Source organism: Bordetella sp. FB-8 (assembly GCF_000382185.1).
Taxonomy (GTDB): Bacteria; Pseudomonadota; Gammaproteobacteria; order Burkholderiales; family Burkholderiaceae_B; genus Bordetella.
Window position 1 is genome coordinate 1,034,507 of sequence record NZ_KB907784.1, and the last position, 25,613, is coordinate 1,060,119.

Consider the following 25,613-nt stretch of genomic DNA (forward strand, 5'->3'; position numbering starts at 1 on the left):
GCGCCGCGGCCAATTCGATGGACGAAGTGCATGTCCACGCCATGACGGAGCCGAGCCGGACCGGGTCAGTAGCCCGATGACGATTGCGTTTTGCCCGCGCCGGCCGGGGGGCCCTTGAAGGACTGCGCCAGCTGCGTTGCTGCGCGCACCAACACGGAAGAATCCACCCCGACCGCCACGAAAAGCGCGCCCGCAGCGAGGTATTCCCGCGACAGCGCCTCATCGGAACAGAGTATTCCCGGCGCCTTGCCTGCGTCGCGCACACGCCGGATGCCGTCGAGGATGGCCTTGTGCACCTGCGGGTGCGTGGTCTGGCCCAGATAGCCCATCGACGCCGAAAGATCGGCGGGGCCGAAGAAAACACCGTCCACGCCCGGCACTGCGGCAATCTGGTCCAGGTTTTCCATGCCGGCGCGGGTCTCGACTTGCACCAGCAGGCACATTTGCTCGTCGGCCTTGTGCACATAGTCTTTGATCTGGTTCCAGCGCGAGGAACGCGCCAGCGCGCTGCCCACACCGCGTATGCCATGAGGTGGATAGCGCGTGGCGGCAACCATTTCCCTGGCCTGTTCGGCGGTCTCGACCACGGGAATCAGCAGGGTCTGCGCCCCGACTTCCAGGATCTGCTTGATCAGGTGCGCATCGCCTATCACCGGCCGCACGATGGGATGCACCGGATAGGCCGCCAGAGCTTGCAGCTGGCGCAGGATGCTGCGCACGTCGTTGGGCGCGTGCTCGCCATCGATGAGCAGCCAATCGAAGCCCGCGCCGCCCAGCGCCTCGGCTACGTAGGAGTCGGACAGCCCGACCCACAGGCCGATCTGCGCCTGGCCCGCCTTGAGCGCGGCCTTGAAAGTATTGCGTGGCATTTCCATGATGGCGTCCTCAGATGAAACGGAATTTCAGGGTGCCGAGCGGGCCGTAGTCGGCTTCGAAACGATCGCCCGGCCGGGCGGCGACAGGACGGGTGAAAGACCCCGCAAGCACAATCTGGCCAGCCTGCAGGGATTCGCCCCAGGGCGCGAGCTTGTCGGCCAGCCAGGCAATGCCCACGGCCGGATGGCCCTGCACGCCCGCGGCCAGACCGGTTTCCTCGACCGCGCCATTTTGCCGCAGAATGGCGCCGCACCACGGCAAGTCCGCCTGCGAGGGCGCAATGCGCCGGCCGCCCACAACCACGCCCGCGTTGGCGGCGTTGTCGCTGATGGTGTCGTATACCTTGCGGGCGGCCTTGGTGTGGCGGTCGAACTGCTCGATGCGCGCGTCGATGATCTCGATGGCTGGCGTGACGTATTGCGTGGCGGCCAGCACCTGCTCGATCGTGACGCCGGGACCGTGCAGCGGGTCCTTGAGCACGAAGGCCAGCTCCACTTCGACCCGGGGTGCGATGAAACGGGCCGCCGGGATATCCAGCTCCTTGCCGGCCTCGCAGGTGAAAAGCATGCTGTCCAGCAGGGTGCCGTAGTCCGGCTCGTCGATCTGGCTGCTCAGCTGCATGGCGCGCGAGGTCAGGCCTATCTTGTGGCCGATGACGCGGCGGCCTTGGGCCCGCTGCATGGCCACCCAGGCGCGACTGATGCGATAGCCGTCCTCGATCGTCATGCCCGGGAAGCGGCGCGAGAAATGCGCGACCTGGACGCGGCTCCTTTCCGATTCGGATAGTTCTCGGGCCAGGCTCTGGATCAGTGCATCGTCGAACACTAACGGACCTCTTTCTGAAACAGATCGTGCAGATTGCCGAACTTGGCGTCGTAGACTTCGGCCCCTACGTCGACCTGAAACGTCAGCCCGACTCGCCGCGTCTGTTTCAAAGGCCCGAGCAGATCGCGGGCCGCCTCGGACACGGCCTGTCCGACGCGCCGCTGCACCGCCTCGCTGCGACCGCGGGCCATGCGCAGGTTCAGGTACATGAACCCGTAGTCGCCGGATTCGCCGGCAGCGCAGCCGGCCTGGCCGCCGTCGGACACCGCGAAGTACGGCGCGGGATAGGCCAGAACGCGCGTACCGCCGAGGGGAAACACGGATTTGCCTTCGTCGTCCCTGACCGAGAGCATGGCATCTGCCAGGCCGCGGCACACGGCCGCCATGTCCAGATCGCGATCCAGGTTGCCGGAATAGAGAATCACCAGATGCGGCATCGTTACCTCACAGACGGGATATGGCCTGGAACCCCTCGGCGCTGCTGGCCTGCGCCTTCGGGACTGCACGGCCATCCTGGGGCGTGACGGGCAGGACGGCATTGATCTGCCCGGTGGCGGACGAACCGAAGTACGGTGTCAGCACCTGGGCCTTGCCGTCGTAGGCCGACCAGCCCAACGCCCCGAGCAGCATGGCGGTGTCATGCATAAAGCCCTCACCATGTCCCTTGACCGCGTATTCGGGCAGCATGGCGCAGAAATCGGCCCATTCCCCGGCCTGCCACATGCGCACCACATCGTGGTCGAGCCGCTCCAGGAAAGGACTCCAGACCCGGTCGGCGAACTGGGGCGCAAGCCCGTTCTGCGCAAAACGGTGCGACAGCGATCCGCTCGCCAGGAAGGCCACATTGCCTTGGTAATGATCTTCCACCGCGCGCCGCATGGCCCAGCCCAGGCGGGCGCTGTCATTCAGATAGTGGCTCGTGCACAGCGCGGAAACACAGATGGCCTTGAAATGCAGGTCCTCGTTCATATAGCGCATCGGCACCAGCGTGCCGTACTCGGGGGCCAGCGTTGTGGCGTCGTGGGCCAGCGTCTCTACCCCCCAGTCGTTGCACGACTGCGCCAGCAGCCGGCCCAGCGCCGGATTGCCTGGAATCTCGTAGGGCATATTGCTGATGAAATGCGGCAGCTCGTTGCTGGTGTACACACCCTTGAAGTGCGCAGCGCAATTGATGTGATAACTGGCATTGACCAGCCAATGCGTATCGAACACCACGATGGTGTCCACCTCCAGCGCGCGGCAGCGGCGGCCGATTTCCTTGAGACCGTCGATGGCGCGCTGCCGGCTGCCTTTGCGCGGGCCGTCCAGCTCGCTCAGATACAAGGAAGGCACATGCGTGATCTTGGCGGCGAGCGCGAGCTTGCCCATGGTTCAGGCTCCCCAGTGCGGGATGTGATGGCTGCCCAGCGACACAGCCACGTTCTTGGGTTCGCAAAACACCTCGTAGCTCCAGGTGCCGCCTTCGCGCCCCGTGCCCGAAGCCTTGGTGCCACCAAAGGGCTGACGCAGGTCGCGCACGTTCTGGCTGTTGATAAAGCACATGCCCGCCTCGATGCTCGCGGCCACGCGGTGGGCGCGGCCGATGTTCTCGGTCCACACGTAGCTCGACAGGCCATACTGGATATCGTTGGCCAGCGCGACGGCATGGGCCTCGTCCTTGAAGGGAATCAGGCAGGCCACCGGACCGAATATCTCGTCCTGCGCGATCTTCATGCGGTTGTCGACGTCGGCAAAGACCGTCGGCGCCACATAGTTGCCTTTCCTGACCCGCTGCGGCAGGCCGGCGGGCGCATCCAGGCCGCCACACAGCAGGGTGGCGCCTTCCTTGGAGCCGAGCTCGATGTAATGGCGCACCTTGGCCAGGTGGGCCTGGGAGATCATCGGTCCGATGAGGGTCTTCTCGTCCAGCGGGTCGCCCACCGCGATGCGCTTGGCGCGCTCGACGAACTTTTCGACAAAGGCGGCGTAGACGCTGCGCTGCACCAGAATGCGCGAGCCCGCGGTGCAGCGCTCGCCGTTGTTGCTGAAGATCATGAATACGGCCGCATCCAGCGCGCGCGCCATATCGGCGTCCTCGAAAACGACGAAGGGGCTCTTGCCGCCCAGTTCCATGCTGAATTTCTTCAGGCCCGCCGCCTGCACGATGCGGTTGCCGGTCGCTGTCGAACCGGTGAAGGACACAGCGCGCACATCGGGGTGCGCCACCAGCGGCTCGCCGGCATCGCGCCCGTAGCCGTGGACCAGGTTGAGCACGCCCGGCGGGATGCCCGCCTCCAAGGCCAGTTCGCCCAGGCGGGCCGCCGACAGCGGCGAGAGCTCGCTCATCTTGAGCACCGCCGTGTTGCCGAAGGCCAGACAGGGCGCGACCTTCCAGGTGGCCGTCATGAAAGGCACATTCCACGGACTGATCAGGGCACAGACCCCGACCGGATGGAACAAGGTGTAGTTCAAGTGCGTAGGCGTGGGATAGGTATGGCCGTCCACGCGGGTACACATCTCGGCGAAATAATAGAAGTTGTCCGCCGCGCGCGGCACGAGCTGCTTGCCGGTCTGGGCGATGACCTGGCCGCAGTCGTCGGTTTCGGTCTGGGCGATCTCGGGCACGTGCCGGGCGATCAGATCGCCCAGCTTGCGTATGGCCTGGGCCCGTTGCGTGGCGGGCGTATCGGCCCACTTGGGAAAGGCCGCCTTGGCGGCGGCGACGGCCGCGTTGACCTCGTCCTGTCCGCCCGCCGCCACTTCGGCCAGCACTTGCTGCGTGGCCGGGTTGACGGTCTCGAAGTAACTCCTGCCCGCGACGGCCTTGCCGTCGATCAGATGTTCTATGCGCATGGATGCTTCCTGTGTCCCTGGGCGCTCGGCGCCGGTCTGCGTCAGCAGCCGAAGACGTCGTCGCCGACGATGGTGTTGTGCAGCGACCCGATGCCGTCGATTTCGCATACGACTTCGTCGCCTTCGTCGACGTTGACCACACCATCCGGCGTGCCTGTCAGGATAACGTCGCCGGGCAGCAGCGTCATGAAGCCGCTGAGATATTCGATCAAGGCCGCAATGTCGTTGACCATGTTCGCCGTCGTGCCTTGCTGGGTGATCTTGCCGTTGACCCTGGTGCGCAGGGCCAGATCGTGCGGATCGCTCACCTGCGCGGCATCGACCAGCCACGGGCCCATGCCGGTGCAGGTATCGCGGTTCTTGACCCGCAGGTTGGGCCGGTACCAGTTTTCCAGGTAGTCACGGATGGCATAGTCGTTGCAGACCGTATAACCCGCCACGTGCGCCATGGCCTGGGCAGCCTTCACGTTCCTGGCCGGCTTGCCGATCACCACACCCAGTTCGCATTCATAGTGCATGAAGGCGGCATCCCTGGGGCGGCGTGTCTGCGCTCGGTGGCCCACCACCGCGCCCGGCCCCTTGAAGAACACCAGAGGCTCATCCTTGCTGGTGACGGTCAGTTCCCTGGAAAGCTCCTTGACGTGATCGGCGTAGTTCAGGCCCAGCGCGATCAGGGTGCCGACCTCGAACGGCGGCAGCCACACCACGTCTTGCTCGCGCAGCACCCGGCCGTCGGCCAGGCGCAGGCCCCGTTCATGCGGCGTCGCGGTGTGTATCGCGCCGCCATAGGCTACGCGTGCCGTCTTCATTGCGCACCTCCGTGCAGTTCGTCCATGCCCGGCGCGCCGATGACGAATGCCTGGCCCCGGCCCAACAAGGGCATGTCGGCGCAGGTACCCAGCAGCAGCAGGTCTCCGACCGACAAGGTCATGAATTCGGTGACGTCGGCCAGCAGGCGGGCCGCGGGTCGCACCATGTCCGCCAAGCAAGCCGTGGCGTGCGTCTCGCCCACGCGCACCGACAGCGTCACCGCGTTCGGATCCCCGACTTGCGCCAGAGGGATTATGCGCGGCCCGATGAAACAGGAGGCGTCGCGCGCCACGAACGGCGCGGAAGGCCGATAGAACGTGTCGTGCGGCACCGTCAGGTCAGCCACCAGCACCAGGCCGGCCACATGATCCAGGGCTGTTGCAGCCGACACGCGGCAAGCGGTGCGCCCCACCACCAGGCCCAGCGTCGCGCCGACGCGCATGGCCTGCACGCCGTCGGGAACGGCAATACGCTGGCCGTCGCAGGCCAGCGTATTGCGCGGCTTCATATAGAGCACCGGGCCCTTGGGCGCGCCCTTGTAGGGCGGTTGGTCAACGGCATCGCCAAGGCGCTCCAGGGCGCAGCGCTGATTCAGCAAGGGCCCATACACCACGCCGCTCAGCCGGTAGGGTGGGTCGTCGTAGAACAGGGACGGGGGCGCGAATGTCATGGTCGATACCAACCGGGTGGGTAGCCTGCCCCGCCTGAAAGTCTCGGGCCAGGCCGACAATATAGATAACATGTTATCTATATTGTCGGCGCCCCCGGGCCTGCTTGTCAACGGGCGGCAACACGGCGCAAGCCGCTTTGCATGGAGCAGGAGGTCAGGCCTGCAATGCGTCCCACATTTCCTTGTCGCGTTGCGCCGTCCAGATGCGGGGATGTTTGATCCCGCTGGCTTCGTCATAGGCACGGGATACATCGAAGGGCAGGCAGTGTTCGTAGATGAAGACCTGACCGAACTTCGGGTCCATGGATTTGCGGATCAGGGCCATCGAGCCCTTCAGATCCAGCTTCTGCTTGACCGCCTCGCGGCCGCTTTGCAGCAGGGTCGTGACGAAGTCACGCGTGTAGTCCAGCCCCTTGTCGACTTCCTGCGGACTGGTCAAGGCAGGACCGCGGCCCGGAACCAGTTTCTGAGCGCCGAAAGCGCGCAGAGCTTCGAGCGTCGCAGGCCATTCCTCCAGCTGGGCGTCGCCGCAATAGCAGGCCGCGTCGTATTCGACCAGGTCGCCCGAAAACAGCACTTTTTGCGCAGGCAGCCAGACAATGGTGTCGCCCTTGGTATGGCCCGCGCCGACGTGGGCGATGCGCACTTCCAGCTTGCCCAGGAACAGCGTGATTTCCTGGTCGAAGACCAGCGTGGGCCAGGTCAGGCCGGGCACGGTCTCGACACCGGCGAACAGGCGCGGGAAGCGTTCGATTTCCGATTTCATGTCGGCTTCGCCGCGCTCGACGATCATTTCATACGTGCCGCGGCTGGCGATGACCTGCTCGGCGCCTTCCTTGAAGTAGGCCGAGGCGCCCAGCACGCGCACGGCGTGATAGTGCGACAGCACCACGTACTTGATCGGCTTGTCCGTCACCGAACGGATCTTGGCGATCAGATCCTGCGCCATGGCGGGCGTGGCCGTGGTGTCGACGATGAGGACACCATCGTCGCCGATGATCACGCCGGAGTTGGGATCGCCTTCGGCCGTATAGGCGTAGGCGTTTTCGGAAAGTTGAGTCCAGGTGATTTTCTTGGCTTCCAGGTCGGCCTGGGAAGCGAATGCCTTAGCCATGAAGATTCTCCGTCGCATTTGCGTGGTTGAGGGGCTGGGTGAAAAGGAAAAGGTCGATCAGACGACTTGCGCTCTGGCCTGGTCCAGCACGCGCACAAGCTGCGCGATGTCGCCGACGTGATTGGCCAGAAGCAGAAGAAATTTGGCGTCGTGCTCAGGGCCGTCGGCCCCGGCCTGCCCATCGGCCGCGATGCTTGCCGCCTCCTGCAGGACTTTTTTATCGCCGATCAGGTCAGAGAGCAATGCCACGGCCTTGGCATTCAAGGCCACGCTCTGCGCGTGCGCCAGGCCGGTATGGGTTTCGATCAGGCGCTCGTAGAAGGCATCCGGATCGGCGATGTTCGGTTCGATGTTCAGGGTCATGGCGGCTCCACTCATTGCTGCTGCCTGCCGATGGCGCGCCCGATGGCAGCGGCCACCGCGGCCTCGTTCCAGGCGCGCCAGCGCGCGCACAGGTGCTGGTCCGGGCGCAGCAGGTAGAAGGAGCCAGCCTTGGCGTCCAGGCGCCGGGCCAGCACGCCCTGGGCATCCTCGATCGCGGCCACGCCGCAGGGCAAGGCCGTGTCGTCCAGGATCGCCCCGGGCGCCAGAACCAGCAGCCTGTCCAGCGCGACGCCGGGATATGCGAACGCGGCCAGTTGCCCGGCAGCCGTGCGCGCATCTTCGCCCGTGCCGCAGAAATGCAAGCCCGCGAATACGTTGCCGGATATGCGGTCCAGAAACCACGCCGGACTCCCCTGCATCCTGATGGGCGCATCCGGAATGGGGGCGCCGGGCACCACGCGGGAATCGAACGCATCGTCCGCGCTGTCCGGCGTGTTCAACACCGATTCGCGCAGCACCGCGGGAACCGACAAGCGCCCGCTATTGACCAGGCGCCGCGCGAAAGGACAGGTGCGGGCCAGCTTGAGCGTAGCGTCGCGAAAGATGCGCGAGATCGGGGTCTTGGGCGTGATGAAATCGGTCGAGCGCGTGGAGTTCAGGATGTTCTCGTCCGCGGCGTATTCGCGCTCGGACGCATAGCTGTCGAGCAAGGCGTCGGGGGCGGTGCCGTCCAGCACGAGCTTGAGCTTCCAGGCCAGGTTGTCGGCATCCTGGATTCCGCTGTTCGCGCCGCGCGCGCCGAAGGGCGACACGCCATGCGCCGAATCGCCGGCGAACAGGACGCGGCCATGGCGAAAACGATCCATGCGCAGGCACGAGAAGGTGTAGACGCTGACCCATTCCAGCTCGAAATCCACGTCTTCGCCCAGCAGCGCCTTGATGCGCGGGATCACGCGCGCAGGCTCCTTTTCCGCGGCCGGATCCGCGTCCCACCCCAGCTGAAAATCGATGCGCCAGACATCGTCGGGCTGCCGGTGCAGCAGCACCGACTGGTTGGGGTGAAAAGGCGGATCGAACCAGAACCAGCGCTCGGCCGGGAATGGCGCCTTCATCTTCACGTCGGCGATCAGGAAGCGGTCCTTGAAGGTGCGGCCATGGCTTTCCTGCCCCAGGGCGCGGCGCATCGCGCTGCGCGAGCCGTCGGCGGCGACCACGTAGCGGGCATCGAGCGCATAGCGCCCTTCCGGCGTGGCGATGTCCAGCGTGACGCGGTCCGCGCGCTGCTCGATGCCCACCACTTCGTTCTTCCAGCGTATGTCGATGTTGCCGAATTCGGCGGCCCTTTCGGCCAGGTAGCCCTCGACGTAGTACTGCTGCAGATTGATGAAGGCCGGACGCCGGTGACCGGTTTCAGGCAGCAGGTCGAAGGCGTAGACCTGCTCGTCGCGCAGGAACACCTTGCCGACGTTCCAGCACACGCCCTTGTCGACCATACGCTGGCCGCAACCCAGGCGATCGAAGATTTCCAGCGTGCGCTTGGCGAAGCAGATGGCGCGCGAACCTGTGGAGAGGGTGTCGTCGTTGTCCAGCAAAACCACCGGCACGCCCTGCTGGGCCAGGTCGATGGCGGCAGCCAGCCCTATGGGGCCCGCTCCGACGACGGCTACCGGATGCACGCGCTGCGGCACCTCGCCCACGCGGCGGTAGGCGAACTGCAGTTTCTGGTAATCGACGGCCGCTTCGGATTTGCCTTGCATGTCTCGCTCCGAGCTATTTTTATATAATGTTTAATTCATTAAATAATAACGAACCACCCCGGCATTAGGCAAGACCCGTGCGCGGCGATCCCCGCCGCGGAAACGACGGGCGCGCACTGCCGCGGCGCACGGCCTCGCGTGCCGGGCAAGCTTTCGATGGGATCGGGCGCGCGCTGGGCTAGCCGGAGATATAGCCCAGGCGCGAGGACACCGTGGCGGCACATTCAACCAGCACCGTCGCCAGTTCGCCGTCGTAGGACGCCTCGACCGAGCCGCTGGGGCCGATGAGCGTGACGGCCAGCACGATGTTGCGGCTGTGGTCAAAGACCGGGGCGCTCAGGGCGCTGATGCCGGCGACGGGGTCGTCGATGCTGCGAGCCAGTCCGTGGCGCCTGACTTCGGCCAGGCGCGCCTGGACTTCCCGGCGGGTAAAGCGCCGCCGCGAAGCGCCTATCTGCAAGGCACCGGCCTCCTCCAGGGCGATCAGCGATTCGACCGCCGCGGCCGGAAGATAGGCGGCAAAGACCTGTCCCGTCGCGGTCTGCAGCAAGGACATGACCGTTCCAGTACGCATGGTCACATGAATGGCGGCAGTCGCGGGATGGATGTGCACGATGGTCGGCCCCTGGCTGCCTGCGGTCGCCAGCGCGACCGTCTGGCCAAAACGCGACAGTCTCTCGTTCACCAGGGGAATCGCCGTGCGCACCGGATCGCAACGCTGCAGGCTGATGAGTCCCATCTGCAGCGCGAACGGACCGAGCTCGTAGCGTCCCGAGGAGGCATCCTGTTGGATCAGACCCAGATTGCAGTAACTGACCAGGTAAGGATGGGCCTTGGCGGGCGCCATGCCCGCCTTGCGCGCGAGATCCCCCAGGAGCATGGGGCCGCCATGGTCGACCAAGGCGCGCAGCAGCGTGCCGCCGACCTCGATGGACTGGATACCTCTTCGTTCTGTGGCCATGGGAATCGCGATGCAATCGGAGGCGCAATGATACTGCCCTGCAGCCCTGCCCCTTGCTAACATGCGGGTATGAAAGCCCCCTTTCACCACCGCAATCTGCCGCACTTGCTGCTGCACGCGCGCGAGACGCTGATGCAGCATTTCCGCCCCGTACTGAAAGAGGCGGGGCTTACCGAGCAGCAATGGCGCGTGCTGCGCAGCTTGAGCGACACGGGCGCCATCGAGCCCAACCAGATCGCCAAGCACTGCCAGCTCCTGGGACCCAGCCTGACCCGCATCCTCGCCGGCATGGAAGAAACCGGCCTGATCGTGCGCGCGCGCTCGGACGAGGACCAGCGGCGCCAGAAAATCTCGCTCACGGCCAAGAGCCGCAAGCTCATCGAGCGCATGCGTCCCAAGATCGACCAGAAATACCGGGAACTGGAAGCAATGATAGGCAAGCAGTTGCTCGACCGCCTGTATCGCGACATCGACGAGGCGGTCACCTTGGTCAAACAGGGCAAAGGGCCTTCTATTTAGATAACATATTATCTAAATAGAAGGCATCGCCATCGCGCATGGCCGCTTCCAGAAGGCCCGTAACGGCCACCGCCAGCCCGCCGTCACTCGCTGCAGGTTGCTGCGCAGGGGAGGCGCGGCGATCCTCGCTTGGCTGGCGCCCGGCCTCACCCGCGCCGAGGTCATATACGACGCGCACATCACGGTGTCGCAAGCAGCCTTCGATAAAGGGCTTTCGGCGCAGGCCCTACAGCGTCACGGCCGTCGCCGCCAGCACAGCCGCAACCGACGCCGCGAACACCGTCGCGCCCACCAGTTTCCTGCGCTCCAGCTCGGTCCACAACAGCAGACCCGTGAGCGACAGCAAGACCAGGCTCCCCGCGATGGTGTCCGACAACAGCACCCAGGCCATGCCGACGCCGTTGGCACGGTGCAGGTTTTCGATTACGCCCAGCCAGCCCGGCATCACCTGGCGCGCCGAAACCTGGCGGGTCGCGGGCGTGTAATCGGCCTGGATCAGGTAATGCGGCGTGCGAAAGCGTATCTGCCAGTGCTCGGGCAACTGCACCGTCTGGCCGTTCCAGGAGACGGTCTGGCCGGCGCTGCGCGCGACGCGCTCCACGGGCTTGACCAGATTCCATTCGCGCTGCAGCCAGGCCGCCACGTCCGCCGGCTCCTGCGGCACTGTCTCGGGCACTTGCATGCGGATGCGGGTGACGACCGGCGCGGGCGTATCGATCTTCATGACCGCGCGGTGGTTCTGGAAAAAACCGCTGATGCCGAACATCAGGCCCATCGCCGCGCCCCACAAGCCCAGCCAGCCATGCGCCTTGCGCAGCCATTTGATGAAAGCGCCCCGGCGGTGCGCGCGCGCATGCTGCGGGGATTTCTCGGGTGCGCGAGCGACAACGGCTGCCGGGGTGGCGGAATTGATCTGAATCGTGCGTGTCATCTATGCGCCTTTACAACTCGAAGCTTGTGCGCAGCATGATCTGCCGCGAATTGCCAAGCGCGACGAAATACGGATTGACGGCGGACGTGTAGTACACACGGTTAAAGAGATTGCTCACGTTCAACTGGAAGCGCGTCTTGTGGCCGCCTATCCTCGTGTCGTAAGTGGCGAAAGCGTTGAACACGGTATAGGCGGGCAACGTGAAGTAAGGCGTGCCCAATTCGCCCGAGCGCACGCCCACATAGCGCGCACCGCCGCCGATGCGCAGGTTTGCGCCCGCCACCCGGCCGGCGTCATAAGCCAGGTTGAGCGAGGCCGTGTGACGCGCCGCTTGCGCCACGGCCCAGCCGGCGTATAGCGGATCCCTGGTGACCACGGCGTCGATGTAGGCGTAGCTGGCAATCGCGCTCCACCTGGGGCTTATCCTGCCTGTCATGTCGAATTCGATGCCGCGCGAACGGACCGCGCCCACGGCGCGGGCCACGTTTTGCCCGAGCGTGGCGTCATATTGCGATGCCAGCACATTGCGCTTGCGGATGTCGAAAAGCGCGAAAGTGCTGGACAGTCCCTGGGCCATGTCCCACTTGGCGCCGACTTCCCAGGAACGGGATTGTTCGGGCTGCACGGCTGAATCGATCACCACCCCGCCGGCCAGGGCCGCGATACTCATCGAAGGCTTGAGCGATTCGGTGTAGCTGGCGTACAGCGACAGCGCGTCGTTCCACTTGTAGACCACGCCCAGCTTGGGCAGGACCTTGCCGCCGTCGGTATTGGTATTGGCCCTGAAGGGCCGGCCCTTGCCGGCCTGTTCACCCCAGCGCTGGTAGCGCAGTCCGCCCACCAGGATCCATTTATCGGACAGGTGCAGAGAGTCCTGCGCCCAGATCCCCATGCCCCGGTAAGTGTCGGTCTGGTCGCTATCGGAGGCCGACACTGTCGAGGTCTGCGGTTCGCAATCGTAGACCGGGTTGATGTAGCTGAAGGTGCAGGTGGCCGCGTCCCGGGTCAGATCGGCGCGGTAGATTTTTCGGTGTTCGAAATCCGTGCCGAACGTCAATTCGTTGCGCATGCCGGCCACGTCGAATTTGCCGGCCAGAGATGCGGTGAAATAATGGTCGAACGAATCGGCGCCGAAGGTGCCGTTATTGCGGCGTGTCAAGGTGCCGGTCGCGGTATTGACGCCGCTGATCTGCATTTGGTTGGCGTCGTAGGTTTCGTCGTTGTAGTTGTAGCCCACATGTCCGCCCCACTCGCTGTTGAATTGATGATCGGCGGAAAACTGCAGCAGGTTGGACTCGCCCCACATATCGTTGTTGTATGCGTCCAGGCGGCGATCGGCCGGGATGTCCAGCGGCTTGAGCGTGGCCGGATTCAGGGCCGTGCCGCGGTCAAAGGGATAGAGGAAGTTCCGGTGCTGGTAGGACACGGTGACTTGCGTATCGTTGCCTAGCCAGGCCAGCGAAGGCGCGATCAGCGCCTCTCGATGCGTGCCGAAGTTGCGCCAATAGGTCTCGTTGCTAAAGTCGGCGATGAGGCGGTAGGCCAGGCGAGTGTTGACGATGGCCCCGGTGGAATCCAGCGTCACATCGCCGCCGTTCTTGCCCGCGCCGTAAGTTGAGCCGCCTACGCTCAACTCGGTGTGGGGCGTCAAACGCGGCTGCTTGGAGATGACGTTGACAGCGCCACCCGGGTCCATGATTCCGTAGAGTACCGATGAAGGTCCCTTGAGCACCTCCACGTGATCGGTGGTGGCGTTGAGCACGCGTCCCTGCACAATCGGCATGCCGTTCTGAAAGATCGACCAGTCGCGGTTGTCGCCGAAACCGCGTTTGGTGAACGAATCCTCCGTGCCGCCCAGTGTATTGGCCTGCGTAATGCCGCTGATGTTGCCCAGCGCGTCGTCCAGGTTCTGCGGTCGCTGGTCCGATATGACCTGGGCCGGCACGGAAACGACCGCTTGGGGAATTTCCATGACGGGCGCGTCGGTGCGTGTGACGCCCGCGTCTGGCTCCGGGGTATAGCCGTCGATTGCACTGCCCTGGATTTTGACAGCGTCGAGTAGGGCGGGAGACGACGAGGCAGAGGACGCGAGGGCGGAATCGGCCGCCGAGGCCGCGGTCCAGGCCTGGGCCAGCAGAACAGCCAGAGCCACCGGCGCCGCGCGCTTGATCCGCGATGCGCGGATGGGAACAATCGGGAATATCTCGTGTTGCTGCATACGCGCCTTTTTTTCTCTTGCGTGGATTTTGCTTTTTACTGAAATATATTGAGAATCAATCTCATTAATTATATCGATCTGAAAGGAAAATGAAAGCCGGGGGAATTCAGAAGACCTGTACCATCGGAATGCAGGTCCTTTTCATTCGCACAGGCGGCGCACCGGCGCGCCCTTACGCCCTTCTCTCATGAGCCTCGCTTCCCTCGTCAGCATCACCCCCGAAACCCACGGCCTCGAGATCGACCTGGCCTACGCCACGGCCGACAACATCACCGGCCAGCCCATCTACCGCCAGGCGCACTGCCTGCTGCTGGCCCAGGCCGAAGCGGCCCTGCGCCGCGCCGTGAACATCGCCCGTCAGGCCGGCTGCACGCTGCGCATCTTCGATGCCTACCGTCCGCCCCAGGCGCAGCAAGCGCTGTGGAACTTTTTGCCCGATGCGCGCTACGTGGCCGATCCCAGGCAGGGTTCGAACCACAGCCGCGGCACGGCGGTGGACCTGACGCTGATCGACACCGACGGACAGGCGCTGGACATGGGCACCGGCTTTGACGACATGACGCTGGCGTCGGCCCATTTCCATGACGGCCTGCCGCAGGCCATACAGCGCAACCGTCTGCTGCTGCTGGGCATCATGAACGCCGCGGGCTTTGCGCATATCTCCAGTGAGTGGTGGCATTACGAACTGCCCGGCTCGCGGACCGCCTTGCCCTTGATCGAAGACGGCGCCGGGCATACGCTGCGCCTGATGTAGGTTCACCCAGGTTTTCACAACGACACCCGGAGCTTCCATGAAACTGGCATTTGGCGCGGCATTGCTGCGATCGACAACACTGGCCTGTGCGTTGGTGGCGACCCTGGCCACCGCGCAGCCGGCCCGGGCCGGCACACCCAAGGACATGCTGGTGATGGCCACCATGCTCGACGAGTTCTCGACCCTGGATCCAGGCGAGGTCTACGAGCTGATGCCCGAGGAATACGTCGCCAACACCTACGATCGCCTGGTGCGGGTCGACCTGTCCGACCCCTCGCATTTCAAGGGTGACGTGGCGCAATCGTGGACGGTGAGCAGCGACGGCCTGACCTACACCTTCAAACTGCGCCCGGGCCTGAAATTCCATTCGGGCAACCCCTTGTCGGCCGACGACGTGGCCTGGTCCATCCAGCGCTGCGTGCTGCTCGACAAGGGCGCGGCCGCGGTGCTGCAAGGCATAGGCCTTACCGCCGCGAACGTGCGCCAGAACGTGCGCAAGATCGACGACCAGACGGTCAGCATCACCACCGACCACGTCTATTCGCCGACCTTCGTGCTCAATGTGCTGGGCGCCTGGCCCGCCTCGGTAGTGGACCGCAAGCTGCTGGAGCAGCATGAACAGAACGGCGATTTCGGCAACGCCTGGCTGCGCACGCACGAAGCCGGATCGGGCATCTTCAAACTGGTGAAGTGGACCGCCAACGACAGCCTGATCCTGCAGCGCTACGATGCCCATGCCGACCCGGCCCTGCTCAAGCGCATCGTGCTCGAGCATGTGCCCGAGACGTCCGGGCAGCGCCTGATGCTCGAGAACGGCGACGCCGACATCGCCCGCAATCTGGGCGATAACGACATCGACGCGCTGGCCAAGAACGGCAAGGCCAAGTCGCTGGCCGTGCCGCAGGCCACGCTGCTGTACCTGGGCCTGAACGTGAAGAATCCCTACCTGGCCAGGCACGATGTGCAGCAGGCCATCAAGTGGCTGATCGACTACCAGGGCATCCAGGACCACATCGCCAAGCACACCTACAAGGTCCACCAGACCTTTCTTCCCGAAGGCTTTCTGGGTGCGATCGACGATAACCCGTATCACCAGGACGTGGCCCGCGCCAAGTCCCTGCTGGCCAAGGCCGGCCTGCCCAATGGCTTTAAGGTGACCATGGATGTGCGCAACGGCTACCCCTACGGCGACATCGCCCAGGCGATACAGGCCAATCTGGCGCTGGCCGGCATCCAGGTCGAGCTCATACCGGGCGACAACAAGCAGACCTTGGCCAAGTACCGCGCGCGCAAGCACGACATCTACATCGGCGAATGGTCGGCCGACTACATAGACCCGCACAGCAATGCGCAGGGGTTTGCCTGGAATCCGGACAATTCCGACAATTCCCCCTACAAGATGCTGGCCTGGCGCAACGGCTGGAACATCCCGCAGCTGACCAAGGAAACCGACGCGGCCCTGACCGAACCGTCGGCGCAGCGGCGCGCCCAGCTCTACGAGATCATGCAAAAGCAGATGCTGGCGAACTCGCCTTTCGTCATCATGTTCCAGCGCGTCTCGCAAGTAACCATGCGTCCGGGCGTGAGCGGCATCGAAGTCGGACCGATCAACGATCTGGTTTCGTACCGCCATCTGACCAAGCAATGATGCCGGGCAAGGCGGCAATGCGCTGGGCGCTGCGCGCCGGCGGCGGGGCGCTGACGCTGGCGGCCACCTTCGCCGGCCTGCTGGCCGTGACGTTCTTCATCGGCCGCAAGGTGCCCATCGACCCGGTACTGGCCGTGGTGGGCGATCACGCCTCGGCCAGCGCCTATGCCGCGGCGCGCGCGCAGATGGGGCTGGACCGGTCGCTGCCCGTGCAATTCGCACTGTATGTGCGCGATGTGTTGCACGGCAACCTGGGCATGTCGCTGCTCACGTCCAATCCGGTGCGCAACGACATCCTGCGCGTGTTCCCCGCCACGCTCGAGCTGGCCACGCTAGCCATATTCATCGGCATACTGGTGGGCGTGCCGCTGGGCGTGGTGGCCGCCACGCATCACAATCGCGCCATCGACCACGTCGCGCGCTTGGTCGGACTGATAGGCAGCTCGATGCCTATCTTCTGGCTGGGCCTGATGGGCCTGCTGCTGTTCTACGCCAAGCTGCACTGGGTGGCCGGCCCCGGCCGCATCGATCCGGCCTACGACGGCATGGTCGACACGCGAACCGGCAGCCTGCTGATCGACGCATTGCTGGCAGGCGAATGGGACGTCTTTCGCAATGCGCTGGCGCACATTGTGCTGCCGGCCTGCCTCCTGGGCTATTACTCGGTCGCGTACCTGAGCCGCATGACGCGCGCCTTCATGCTCGAACAGCTGGGACAGGAATACATCATCACCGCGCGGGTCAAGGGCGTGCCCGAACGGCGCGTGGTGTGGCGTCATGCCTTGGGCAACATCGCCGTGCCGCTGTTGACCATCGTCGCGCTGGCCTACAGCAATCTGCTGGAAGGCTCTGTGCTCACCGAGATCGTCTTTTCCTGGCCGGGCATCGGTTCGTACCTCACTGGCGCGCTCATGAACGCCGACATGAACGCCGTGCTGGGCAGTACGCTGACCATCGGCGCCCTGTTCATTCTCATCAACCTGATCACCGATATGCTGTATCGCGTCTTCGACCCGCGGGTGCGCACATGAAGCCTGCGACCGGCACTGCTACGGACACGCGCCGCCGCGCCTGGCTCCTGAACGCCGAGCCCGCCACGCGCGCGCAGGCGATGCTGGGCCAGGCCTACCGGCGCTGGCGCCGGCTGGCCGCCAACCCCCTGTCGTTGTGCGGCCTGGCGGTGCTGGCGCTGCTGGCCCTGACCGCCTTGATCGGCCCGCTACTGCCGCTGCAGGATCCGCTCAGGCAGGTCCTGGCCGACCGCCTGCTGCCGCCCGGCAGCCCCAGCCACTGGCTGGGCACCGACGAGCTGGGCCGCGACATCCTTTCGCGGCTGGTGCATGGCGCGCGGCTGACGCTGGCTATCGCCGTGCTGGTGGTCGTGGTGGTGGTGCCCATCGGCCTGCTGATCGGCACGGCGGCAGGATTCTTCGGCGGCTGGGTCGACCGCGTGCTGATGCGCCTGACCGACATCGCGCTGGCTTTTCCAAAGATCGTGCTGGCCTTGGCGCTGGCGGCCGCGCTGGGACCCGGCGTGTTCAACGCGGTGCTCGCCATTTCGATCACGGCCTGGCCGGCCTATGCCCGGCTGGCGCGCGCGGAGACGCTGCGCCATGCCCGCGCGGACTTCATTCACGCCGCCCGCATGCAGGGCGCGTCGCGCCTGCGCCTGCTGCTGCGCTACATCATGCCGCTGTGCGCCTCGTCGGTGATCGTGCGGGCCACGCTGGACATGGCCGGCATCATCCTGAGCGTGGCGGGACTGGGTTTCCTGGGACTGGGCGCCCAGCCTCCCAGTCCGGAATGGGGCTATATGGTCGCCTCGGGCCGCAACGTGCTCCTCGACGCCTGGTGGGTCTGCACGCTGCCCGGTTTGGCCATCCTGATCGTGAGTCTGGCCTTCAATCTGTTGGGCGACGGCCTGCGCGACGTCTTCGATCCGCGCCACGGAGATTGAGAATGCAAGCGTCTCGATGTTCGCCGGATCCACGGCCCGAATCGATACCCGCATGCCGCGGGCACGCGCCCGGCGCGCTCTGCGATATCGACCTGCTGCAGATAGCCTTTCCCGGCCCCGACCGGCAATGGACGCCGGCCGTGCGCGGTGTGTCGCTCACCCTGGCGCCGGGTGAGCGGCTGGGCATCGTCGGTGAATCGGGTTCGGGAAAATCCCTCACCGGCCGCGCGCTGCTGGGACAGCTGCCACCTGCGGCGCGCATGTCGGCCCAGACTCTGCGCTATGCGGGTCGCGACCTGCTCGCCATGCCCGCAGCCGAACGTCGCCGGCTGTGCGGACAGGAAATGGGCATGATCCTGCAGGACCCAAAATACTCGCTCAACCCGGTGATGACCGTGGGCAGGCAGATGCGCGAGGCCTGGGCGCTGCGCAATCCCGGCATGAAGCGGCGCGAGATGGACGAACGGGTGCTGGCCTCGCTGGATGCGGTGCGCATCCGCGACCCCAGGCGGGTGGCGGCCTCCTATGCGCACGAGCTCTCCGGCGGCATGGGACAGCGCGTGATGATCGCCATGATGGCGGCCAACGGCCCGCGTCTGCTGGTGGCCGACGAGCCCACCAGCGCGCTCGACGTGCTGGTGGCCATGCAGGTGCTGGACGTACTGGACGACATGGTCGCCCGGCACGGCACCGGCCTGATCTTCATCAGCCACGATCTGCCCCTGGTGGGCGCCTTCTGCGACCGCGTGGCGGTGATGTATGCCGGCCGCATCGTGGAAACCTGCGCGGCGTCCGAGCTGCGCCAGGCGCAACACCCCTATACCCGCGCCCTGCTCGCCGCCAGTCCCACACTGATGGACCAGCCCGAGCGTCTGCCCGTGATACAGCGCGACCCGGCATGGCTGCAGGCCGAGCAAGCGAGCAAACCATGATCGACGTGCAGGATGTGAGCATCTGCTTCCCCGGCCGCGGCGGTCCGGTGCAGGCGGTGCGCGGCGCCCGCTTCCAGGTCGCCGCGGGCCAAGCCTACGGCCTGGTGGGCGAATCGGGCTCGGGCAAGACGACGCTGTTGCGCGCCATCGGCGGACTGATGCCGCTGGACACCGGCCGCATCGTGCTCGAGTCCCAGCCCGGCCCGCAATCGGAGCGGCGCCTATCGCGCCAGGCGCAGATGGTCTTCCAGGATCCCTATGCGTCCTTGCATCCGGGCTTTACCGTGGACCGCACCCTGCGTGAACCCCTGGCCATCAACGGCATGGACCGGCACGACGAACGCATCGCCCAGATCCTGCATTCGGTGGGCCTGGAGCCGACCTTGCGCTTTCGCTATCCGCATCAGCTATCCGGCGGACAGCGCCAGCGGGTCGCCATCGCCCGCGCGCTCATCGTCGAGCCCCGCGTGCTGCTGCTGGACGAACCGACCTCGGCGCTGGATGTCTCGGTACAGGCAGAAATTCTCAACCTCCTGCGCGTGTTGCACCGTGAGCGCGGCCTGACGCTCATCCTGGTCAGCCACAACCTGGCCGTGGTGGGTTTTCTATGCTCGCGCATCGCGGTCATGCGCCAGGGCGAGATCGTCGAGCACACGACCACCGAGGCGCTCCGGCAGGGACAGGCCGCCCACGAATACACGCGCAGCCTGCTGCAGGCCGCCCAGGGCTATCGCCGCCGTACGGCATGAGCGGATAGCGGCAAGGCCTGCAAGACGGGGCGGCGCGGGAATCGCAGCGCCCGTAAGCCGGTTCGCGCTCAGTCGTCCGCCCTGATGGTCGTGCGGATCCCGAGCTGGCCGGCCATTTCGTCTATGGCGCCGGGCAGGCCCTGCGGACCGGGTCCGGGCCCAGGACCGGACGGCATGTCGTCGGCGGCCACGACGCGATCGCGGCCCTGGGCCTTGGCGGCATACAGTGCCGTGTCGGCGCGCCGCATCAGATTTTCCATGGGTTCGCCGGCGCGGTATTCGTCCACCCCCGCGCTGAATGTGAAAACCGGCACGGCGTCGTCCACCGTGCGGGAATAATCGTCGCGCAGGCTCACGCGCAAGATGTCGAGCCTGGAGGCCGCCTCCTGCCGATGCAGACCCGGGAACATGATGACGAACTCCTCTCCGCCCAGGCGGCCGAACACATCGGCCTCGCGCAGCGAGGAAACGATAAGCTGGCCCACGCGCGTAAGGACCAGATCACCCATCGCGTGCCCGTACTGGTCGTTGATGGATTTGAAGTGATCCAGATCGACGATGGCCACCGAAAACACGCCGCTGGCCTTGCTCGTCTGCTCGATCACCGCGTGCAGCCTGGCGAAGAAGCCGCGCCGGGTCAGCGCCCCGGTCAGTTCGTCCTGGTTGACCCAGTACTCCAGGCGCTCGGTCATGTCGTCATGCGCGAGCATGGCCATGCCGATCGACAGCGCGGGCAGGACCAGCAGCAACGTGAATACAAAGGCGATATTCACGGGCGTGGGCAGCAGCAGCGTCGTCTGATGCATCGCGCCGATGCCGTAGGCGACACCCCGTATCACGCTGACCAGCACACCCAGGGCAAGAACGCCCAGCATGAAACCGTAGGCATAGAACGGGCGCTTGGGCTTGCGGTGGGCCCAGACGAGCCAGCCCATGCCGGCATACATGCAAACGAAGAAAATCGAAAAGACGACGACACGGGCATCGAAATCCTGTTCGATATTGTTCCAGTAGCAGATAGCCGCGATCGCGATCAGCAGGCCCAGGTATGGCAACAGCATTGCCGGCGGCCGTCGGAAAAACTGCCGACATCCCTGGTAGCCCTGCACGATCGCGCAGCAAAACAGCGCATTGCCCAGGACCACCAGCAGGAAACTCGAACTGGCATCGCGCAATGCATAAAGAAGCATGCCGGCAATGGCCAATAGGTTAGCCGCCATCCAGCGGCTGATGCCGGGGATGCCCGCATGACGCAGCGATCCGAAAATCGCCAGGCTCATGAAATTGGCCAACGTCATGACCGCAAACAGGATGCTGAGAGAAGTGAGCATGGCCCACCGCGGCAAAACTCGGTTTATCGAACTTCTGACACATTCTATAACGTATTCACACAACCAGGCCGTGGCCGGCCGCACCTTGCCACCGGGAAATCCCTAGCTAGCCCCCACTGCCAGCCCATCCTATTTTTTAGGATTGATGCACGTGCATATAAATGGCCGGGCAGTCCTTGTTTCACCGCTCGGCCCATAACGGGAACTGACAATGAAAGTAGCGATCCTCGGCGGCGGACACGGCTGCTATGCGGCAGCAGCGGACTTCACCCTGCGCGGCCACGAGGTCCGCATGTGGCGCCGCCAGGCCGCGCAGCGCGTGCAAGACTATGCCATCGCCATGAAGGACAAAAATGGCGAGCACGACCTGCGCATCGCGCTCTATACCCCCGACATCGGCGAGGCCGCGCGCGACGCCGATCTCATCGTGGTTCCCACGCCGGCCTTCGCCCAGGAAGACATCGCGCGCAAGCTGGCGCCTCATCTGCAGGATGGCCAGGTGGTGTTCCTGCCGCCGGGAACTTTCGGCAGCCTGGTGATGTGGCGCGTCCTGCGCCAGGCTGGCAACCGGGCCGAGGTGGCCTTCTGCGAAACCGGCACGCTGCCCTACCTGGCGCGCAAACACGGCGAGCAGCAGGTCACCCTTACGAGCTACGCCACGCGCCTGCCCACCGGCGTGTTCCCGGCCCGCTTGTCCGATCGCGCATACGCGGTGCTGCGCCAGGGCTACCCCATCGAGCCGGTGGAAGATGCGCTGTCCGGCGCGCTGATGAACGCCGGACCCATCATCCACCCGCCGCTCATCCTGATGAACGCCGGTCCCCTGCAGCACTTTCCGTCCTGGGACATCCACAACGAAGGCACGCAGCCGGCCATCCGCGCGGTGGCCGACATGCTCGACCAAGAGCGTATCGGCGTGCGCGAAAAGCTGGGCTACGAGACGCCGCACTTTCCCCTGCGCGATCATTACGTCGGCGACCGGTGGATGTACGGCGATGCGCACCAGCGCCTGGTCGAGAGCGGGGACTGGCGCGAAAACATCGACCTGATGACGCATCGCTATATGACCGAGGACGTGCACTACGGCCTGGCCTTCCTGGTGTCGGTGGCCGACTGGTGCGGCGCCTCGGCGCCCATTGCCAGCGGCCTGCTCGCCATTGCCGGCGCCATCGGCGGCAAGGACCTCAAGCGGGGCCCACGTACCATGGGCGCGCTGGGCCTGGCCGCGATAACGCCCGATGAACTCAAGCGCAGACTGGCCACCGGGGAAGGGCTGTGAACGGCGCGCCCATCGCGGCATTCGGTACCGGACGCATGGGCCGAGGTATCGCGGCGGCCCATGCCCTGGCCGGGCAGGACTTCGCCCTGATCGATCTGCGCCCGCGCACCGCCCAGGCCTGGCAGCGCCTGCAAGATCAAGCGCGCGCCGAACTGCAGGGCATGTTCGACACGATGCTGTCGCTGGGCTGCATCGATCCGACCGCCGCACAAGCCGCCCCAGGCAGGGTGACGCTGGTAGGCCGCGACGACGCCCCCGCCGCGCTGGCCTCGGCCTGCCTGCTCTTCGAAGCCGTACCGGAGACCCTGGACGCCAAGCGCGAAGCCCTGGAATTCGTGGGCCGACACACGGCGACGGGTGCCATCGTCGCCTCGACCTCATCGACCATGCTGGCCGGCGAACTGTCCGCGCTGATTCCGCATCCGGAGCGCTTTCTCAACACGCACTGGCTCAATCCCGCCTATCTGATCCCGCTGGTTGAAGTCGCGCCGCACGCGGGCACCTCGGCTTGCGTGCTCGAGCGCGCGCTGGCCGCACTGAAGACAGCCCGCAAGATACCGGTGGTGTGCAACGACAGGCCCGGCTACATCGTGCCGCGCCTGCAGACCCTGGTCATGAACGAGGCGGCCCGCATGATCGAGGAAGGCACCGCCACGGCGGCCGACATCGACCAGGCTATCCGCTACGGGTTCGGGCCGCGCTATGCGGCTATGGGTGTGGCCGAATTCATCGACTTCGGCGGGCTAGACATCCTCTACCACGCGAGCCGCTATCTGAGCGCGCACCTTGACCCCGTGCGCTATGCCGCGCCCAGGATCATCGAGGAGAAAATGCAGGCCGGCGAACTGGGCGTGAAAACCGGACAGGGCCTCTATACCTGGGAAGCGGGGAAGGTGCAGCGTTTTCAGCAGGACGCGCTGGCGCGCATGGCGCGCATCCTGGCGCTGAACACGCAAGAACACGCAGCACAACGAAAGTAAGGTGTACGCCGTCTACGCATCATCGCTGTCATCGAAGTGGCGCCCGACATGCTGATGGAGCGCCTGCGCAGGGCGTTCACGCATTGGGCCGACACGCTGCAACCGGAACAGGAGGGCTGCAATGCACGGCCTGCTCGCCCAGGCGCGGCGTTCGCTCCCGATCGCGGAGTTCGCGAAATATGGCCCCATCTTGCCCGTGATCGGCCTGCCGGCGATTTGGCCGGCGGCATGTCTGGCCAGCCTCGTGCCCGCCGGACTCGTGCCCTCGCCTGGGGCCATCGCGCCGCGGGTGCGCGTTGCCTCGCCCCCCAAGATCGCCCTGGTCGTAGCCAACGTCGTCTTTCTGCTGATATGGGCCGCGCTGCACAGCCTGCGCTCTGTGCCACCCAAGCCGGTGTGGGCCGCGCAGGCCGCGGCGGCAAGCCGCGCCGCCATCGTCCTGCCCGTCACGTTGCCCTCGGCCCCGGGACCGCGATACTCACCGGCTGCCGCATCGCGCTGGTGATCGCATACCTCAACCTGTTCCTGGCGGAAATGATCTCGTCCAGCGATGGACTGGGCCACTTACTGATGACGGCGACGCGATCCTACGGGGTGGTAGACAGGTTCGTGCCCCAGGTGCTGATTTCAGTCATCGGACTGACGCTGAGCGCATCGCTACAATTCGCGCGACGCCGACTTGCCGCAGCCCCCTGAATCATGCCCGCCTCCGCCTATCCGGGACACGACCGGTTCTTGCCTTACCTGATCAACCGGACCGCCACGCAGATCAACCGCCGCCTGTTCGACATCCTCGACCAGAACGGGCTGACCATGACGCATTGGCGCGTCCTGGCTTTCCTGTCCGGCCAGGACGGACTGAGCATCGGCGAACTGGCCCAGGCCACCATGACCGAACAGTCCACGCTGTCGCGTTCGCTGCGCACACTGGAAGGCCGCGGCTACGTGCGCCGCCTCGGCGGCAGCACCGACACCCGCACGGTGCACGTGTACTTGGAACCCCTGGGCCGCAGAACCTTCGAGTCCATGTTAGAGCCCGCCCTGGCGCTGGAGGCCATCTACATGAAAGGCATCAGCGAGAGGGACCGGCAGACGCTGCGCAGGCTGCTGCTCAAGGTATTGGCCAACTGCGAAGAGTAAACCCCAAACGCAGGCTTTAGCCCACCGCCAGCACCACGCAGGCCGCCACCAGGCAGTAGATGCCGAAGAAATGCCAGCGGCCTTGCTCAAGCCACTTTGACAGCCAGCGTAGCGCCAGCAGGCCGGCCAGGAAGCTGAACACCATGCCCACCAGGCTGGGACCTATCAAGTGCATCGTGTTCACGGCATGGCCGCTGTCGACCGCCTGGACATGCGCGGCCTGATACAGGCGCCAGGCCTCTTTGGCGATGACCGGCGGGGTTAGCACCACGGCCAGCGCGAAGCTGAATTCTTCGGCACGGCGGCGCGATACGCCCATGGCCAGGCCGGTGGAAATCGTAGCCCCCGAACGCGAAAAACCGCGAAAAGGCAGGCACAGCCCCTGCACGGCGCCGATCCAGATGCTGCTACGCAGCGTCAGGTCGTCCGAACGTTCGCGGATGCGGGCGGCCAGGATGATGAGCACGCCCGCCGCAATCAGCGATACCGCCATCAGCGTTGTATTGCCGAACAGGTGTTCGATTTCGAAGCCCGACGCATTGCGAAAGACGACGCGCTTGATGATAAAGAGCAGCGCCAGACCGACGACGCCCGTGGCCGCGGTTGCCGCGACGATGCGCAGCGCGTTGGTGCGAAAGGCCGAAAGCGACGAAAAATACGTGGCGACCCAGGCCTTCCAGAAGTAGACGATGGCCGCGAACATGGTGCCGGTATGCAGCATAACCAGCAGCATGGTCATCTCGGGCGTGGTGGGGTCTAGGCCCATCAACTTTTCGGCCACGATCACGTGCGCCGAACTGGAAACGGGCAACAGCTCGGCTGCCCCCTGGACGATGGCCAGAATCAATATCTGTAGAAAATGCAAATCCATATTCGTGGCGTTCCTGTTCATGGCCCGCGCGCAAGGTCTCGCGGACGCGCCGAAGTTTACGCCATGCCCAGGTTCAATCGAGAAAAATGGCTTTCTTCCAGCCGTTTATTCCCGCGACTGTGAGGGCGAAAACTA

Annotated in this window: 26 protein-coding genes; 11 read left to right on the forward strand and 15 right to left on the reverse strand. The window is 65.2% G+C overall.

The genetic code is table 11. The features are described 5' to 3' along the window. Positions 1-65 precede the first annotated feature (65 nt). The 11 genes from hpaI to H143_RS0104940 all read right to left on the reverse strand — a co-directional run bounded on the left by hpaI (position 66) and on the right by H143_RS0104940 (position 10,169). The gene (hpaI, locus tag H143_RS0104885; protein ID WP_019937113.1) at positions 66-875 is read right to left on the reverse strand and encodes a 4-hydroxy-2-oxoheptanedioate aldolase; all 810 of its coding nucleotides are present in this window, start codon (positions 873-875) and stop codon (positions 66-68) included. A 10-nt stretch (positions 876-885) separates the two neighbouring features. Beyond that, complete coding sequence (hpaH, locus tag H143_RS0104890) at positions 886-1,701, reverse strand: 2-oxo-hept-4-ene-1,7-dioate hydratase (protein ID WP_019937114.1); 816 nt, start codon at positions 1,699-1,701, stop codon at positions 886-888. Beyond that, on the reverse strand, positions 1,701-2,138 hold the full coding sequence (locus H143_RS0104895) for a 5-carboxymethyl-2-hydroxymuconate Delta-isomerase (protein ID WP_019937115.1): 438 nt from the start codon (positions 2,136-2,138) through the stop codon (positions 1,701-1,703). Before H143_RS0104895 ends, hpaH begins: the two co-directional genes overlap by 1 nt. Before the next feature lie 7 nt (positions 2,139-2,145). After that, entirely contained in the window at positions 2,146-3,069 is a 924-nt protein-coding gene (hpaD, locus tag H143_RS0104900) for a 3,4-dihydroxyphenylacetate 2,3-dioxygenase (RefSeq protein ID WP_019937116.1), read from the reverse strand. A 3-nt stretch (positions 3,070-3,072) separates the two neighbouring features. After that, positions 3,073-4,533, reverse strand: coding sequence for a 5-carboxymethyl-2-hydroxymuconate semialdehyde dehydrogenase (hpaE, locus tag H143_RS0104905; protein WP_019937117.1), 1,461 nt, complete (start codon positions 4,531-4,533; stop codon positions 3,073-3,075). Positions 4,534-4,574: 41 nt separating this feature from the next. Then, positions 4,575-5,342, reverse strand: a complete 768-nt coding sequence (locus tag H143_RS0104910; RefSeq protein WP_019937118.1) for a fumarylacetoacetate hydrolase family protein — start codon at positions 5,340-5,342, stop codon at positions 4,575-4,577. After that, a complete protein-coding gene (locus tag H143_RS0104915; protein ID WP_019937119.1) occupies positions 5,339-6,013 on the reverse strand; it encodes a fumarylacetoacetate hydrolase family protein in 675 nt (224 codons plus the stop codon). The genes H143_RS0104910 and H143_RS0104915 overlap by 4 nt, the downstream gene beginning before the upstream one ends. A gap of 154 nt (positions 6,014-6,167) precedes the next feature. Continuing rightward, entirely contained in the window at positions 6,168-7,127 is a 960-nt protein-coding gene (locus tag H143_RS0104920) for an MBL fold metallo-hydrolase (protein ID WP_019937120.1), read from the reverse strand. Positions 7,128-7,184: 57 nt separating this feature from the next. Beyond that, positions 7,185-7,490: a DUF2783 domain-containing protein gene (locus tag H143_RS23235; protein WP_019937121.1), complete on the reverse strand. Its 306-nt coding sequence runs from the start codon at positions 7,488-7,490 to the stop codon at positions 7,185-7,187. A gap of 11 nt (positions 7,491-7,501) precedes the next feature. Next, entirely contained in the window at positions 7,502-9,208 is a 1,707-nt protein-coding gene (locus H143_RS0104930; protein WP_019937122.1) for an FAD-dependent oxidoreductase, read from the reverse strand. Between the two features lie 178 nt (positions 9,209-9,386). After that, a complete protein-coding gene (locus tag H143_RS0104940) occupies positions 9,387-10,169 on the reverse strand; it encodes an IclR family transcriptional regulator (protein ID WP_019937124.1) in 783 nt (260 codons plus the stop codon). 69 nt (positions 10,170-10,238) lie between these two features. On the opposite strand from H143_RS0104940, the gene hpaR reads away from it, so the two are divergent. Continuing rightward, on the forward strand, positions 10,239-10,688 hold the full coding sequence (gene hpaR / locus H143_RS0104945; RefSeq protein WP_019937125.1) for a homoprotocatechuate degradation operon regulator HpaR: 450 nt from the start codon (positions 10,239-10,241) through the stop codon (positions 10,686-10,688). Between the two features lie 226 nt (positions 10,689-10,914). On the opposite strand, the gene H143_RS0104950 is transcribed toward hpaR, so the two are convergent. Further along, positions 10,915-11,619, reverse strand: a complete 705-nt coding sequence (locus H143_RS0104950; protein ID WP_019937126.1) for a PepSY-associated TM helix domain-containing protein — start codon at positions 11,617-11,619, stop codon at positions 10,915-10,917. 10 nt (positions 11,620-11,629) lie between these two features. After that, positions 11,630-13,837: a TonB-dependent siderophore receptor gene (locus H143_RS0104955; RefSeq protein WP_019937127.1), complete on the reverse strand. Its 2,208-nt coding sequence runs from the start codon at positions 13,835-13,837 to the stop codon at positions 11,630-11,632. A gap of 187 nt (positions 13,838-14,024) precedes the next feature. Between H143_RS0104955 and ddpX the strand changes: the two genes are divergently transcribed. The 6 genes from ddpX to H143_RS0104985 are packed head-to-tail and all read left to right on the forward strand — an operon-like array spanning position 14,025 to position 19,877. Beyond that, a complete protein-coding gene (ddpX, locus tag H143_RS0104960) occupies positions 14,025-14,591 on the forward strand; it encodes a D-alanyl-D-alanine dipeptidase (protein ID WP_019937128.1) in 567 nt (188 codons plus the stop codon). 37 nt (positions 14,592-14,628) lie between these two features. Next, on the forward strand, positions 14,629-16,239 hold the full coding sequence (locus H143_RS0104965; protein WP_019937129.1) for an ABC transporter substrate-binding protein: 1,611 nt from the start codon (positions 14,629-14,631) through the stop codon (positions 16,237-16,239). Beyond that, complete coding sequence (locus H143_RS0104970) at positions 16,236-17,270, forward strand: ABC transporter permease (protein WP_019937130.1); 1,035 nt, start codon at positions 16,236-16,238, stop codon at positions 17,268-17,270. Before H143_RS0104965 ends, H143_RS0104970 begins: the two co-directional genes overlap by 4 nt. Then, positions 17,267-18,196 (forward strand): nickel transporter permease, encoded by a 930-nt coding sequence (gene nikC / locus H143_RS0104975; protein WP_019937131.1) that lies wholly within the window; start codon positions 17,267-17,269, stop codon positions 18,194-18,196. Before H143_RS0104970 ends, nikC begins: the two co-directional genes overlap by 4 nt. A 44-nt stretch (positions 18,197-18,240) precedes the next feature. Next, on the forward strand, positions 18,241-19,128 hold the full coding sequence (locus tag H143_RS0104980; protein ID WP_026349737.1) for an ABC transporter ATP-binding protein: 888 nt from the start codon (positions 18,241-18,243) through the stop codon (positions 19,126-19,128). After that, entirely contained in the window at positions 19,125-19,877 is a 753-nt protein-coding gene (locus H143_RS0104985; RefSeq protein WP_019937133.1) for an ABC transporter ATP-binding protein, read from the forward strand. The genes H143_RS0104980 and H143_RS0104985 overlap by 4 nt, the downstream gene beginning before the upstream one ends. A 68-nt stretch (positions 19,878-19,945) precedes the next feature. On the opposite strand, the gene H143_RS19970 is transcribed toward H143_RS0104985, so the two are convergent. Beyond that, positions 19,946-21,208: a GGDEF domain-containing protein gene (locus tag H143_RS19970; RefSeq protein ID WP_019937134.1), complete on the reverse strand. Its 1,263-nt coding sequence runs from the start codon at positions 21,206-21,208 to the stop codon at positions 19,946-19,948. A gap of 211 nt (positions 21,209-21,419) precedes the next feature. On the opposite strand from H143_RS19970, the gene H143_RS0104995 reads away from it, so the two are divergent. The 4 genes from H143_RS0104995 to H143_RS0105015 all read left to right on the forward strand — a co-directional run bounded on the left by H143_RS0104995 (position 21,420) and on the right by H143_RS0105015 (position 24,607). After that, positions 21,420-22,487 (forward strand): NAD/NADP-dependent octopine/nopaline dehydrogenase family protein, encoded by a 1,068-nt coding sequence (locus H143_RS0104995; protein ID WP_019937135.1) that lies wholly within the window; start codon positions 21,420-21,422, stop codon positions 22,485-22,487. Then, positions 22,484-23,467: a 3-hydroxyacyl-CoA dehydrogenase NAD-binding domain-containing protein gene (locus H143_RS0105000; RefSeq protein ID WP_019937136.1), complete on the forward strand. Its 984-nt coding sequence runs from the start codon at positions 22,484-22,486 to the stop codon at positions 23,465-23,467. The genes H143_RS0104995 and H143_RS0105000 overlap by 4 nt, the downstream gene beginning before the upstream one ends. A 121-nt stretch (positions 23,468-23,588) precedes the next feature. After that, positions 23,589-23,972, forward strand: a complete 384-nt coding sequence (locus H143_RS0105005; protein ID WP_019937137.1) for a hypothetical protein — start codon at positions 23,589-23,591, stop codon at positions 23,970-23,972. A 194-nt stretch (positions 23,973-24,166) separates the two neighbouring features. Next, on the forward strand, positions 24,167-24,607 hold the full coding sequence (locus H143_RS0105015; RefSeq protein WP_019937139.1) for a MarR family winged helix-turn-helix transcriptional regulator: 441 nt from the start codon (positions 24,167-24,169) through the stop codon (positions 24,605-24,607). Between the two features lie 16 nt (positions 24,608-24,623). Here H143_RS0105015 and H143_RS0105020 read toward each other — a convergent pair whose 3' ends face one another. Further along, positions 24,624-25,472 carry an undecaprenyl-diphosphate phosphatase gene (locus tag H143_RS0105020; protein WP_196801348.1) on the reverse strand — a complete coding sequence of 283 codons (849 nt, stop codon included), beginning with the start codon at positions 25,470-25,472 and terminating at the stop codon, positions 24,624-24,626. Positions 25,473-25,613: the final 141 nt, after the last annotated feature.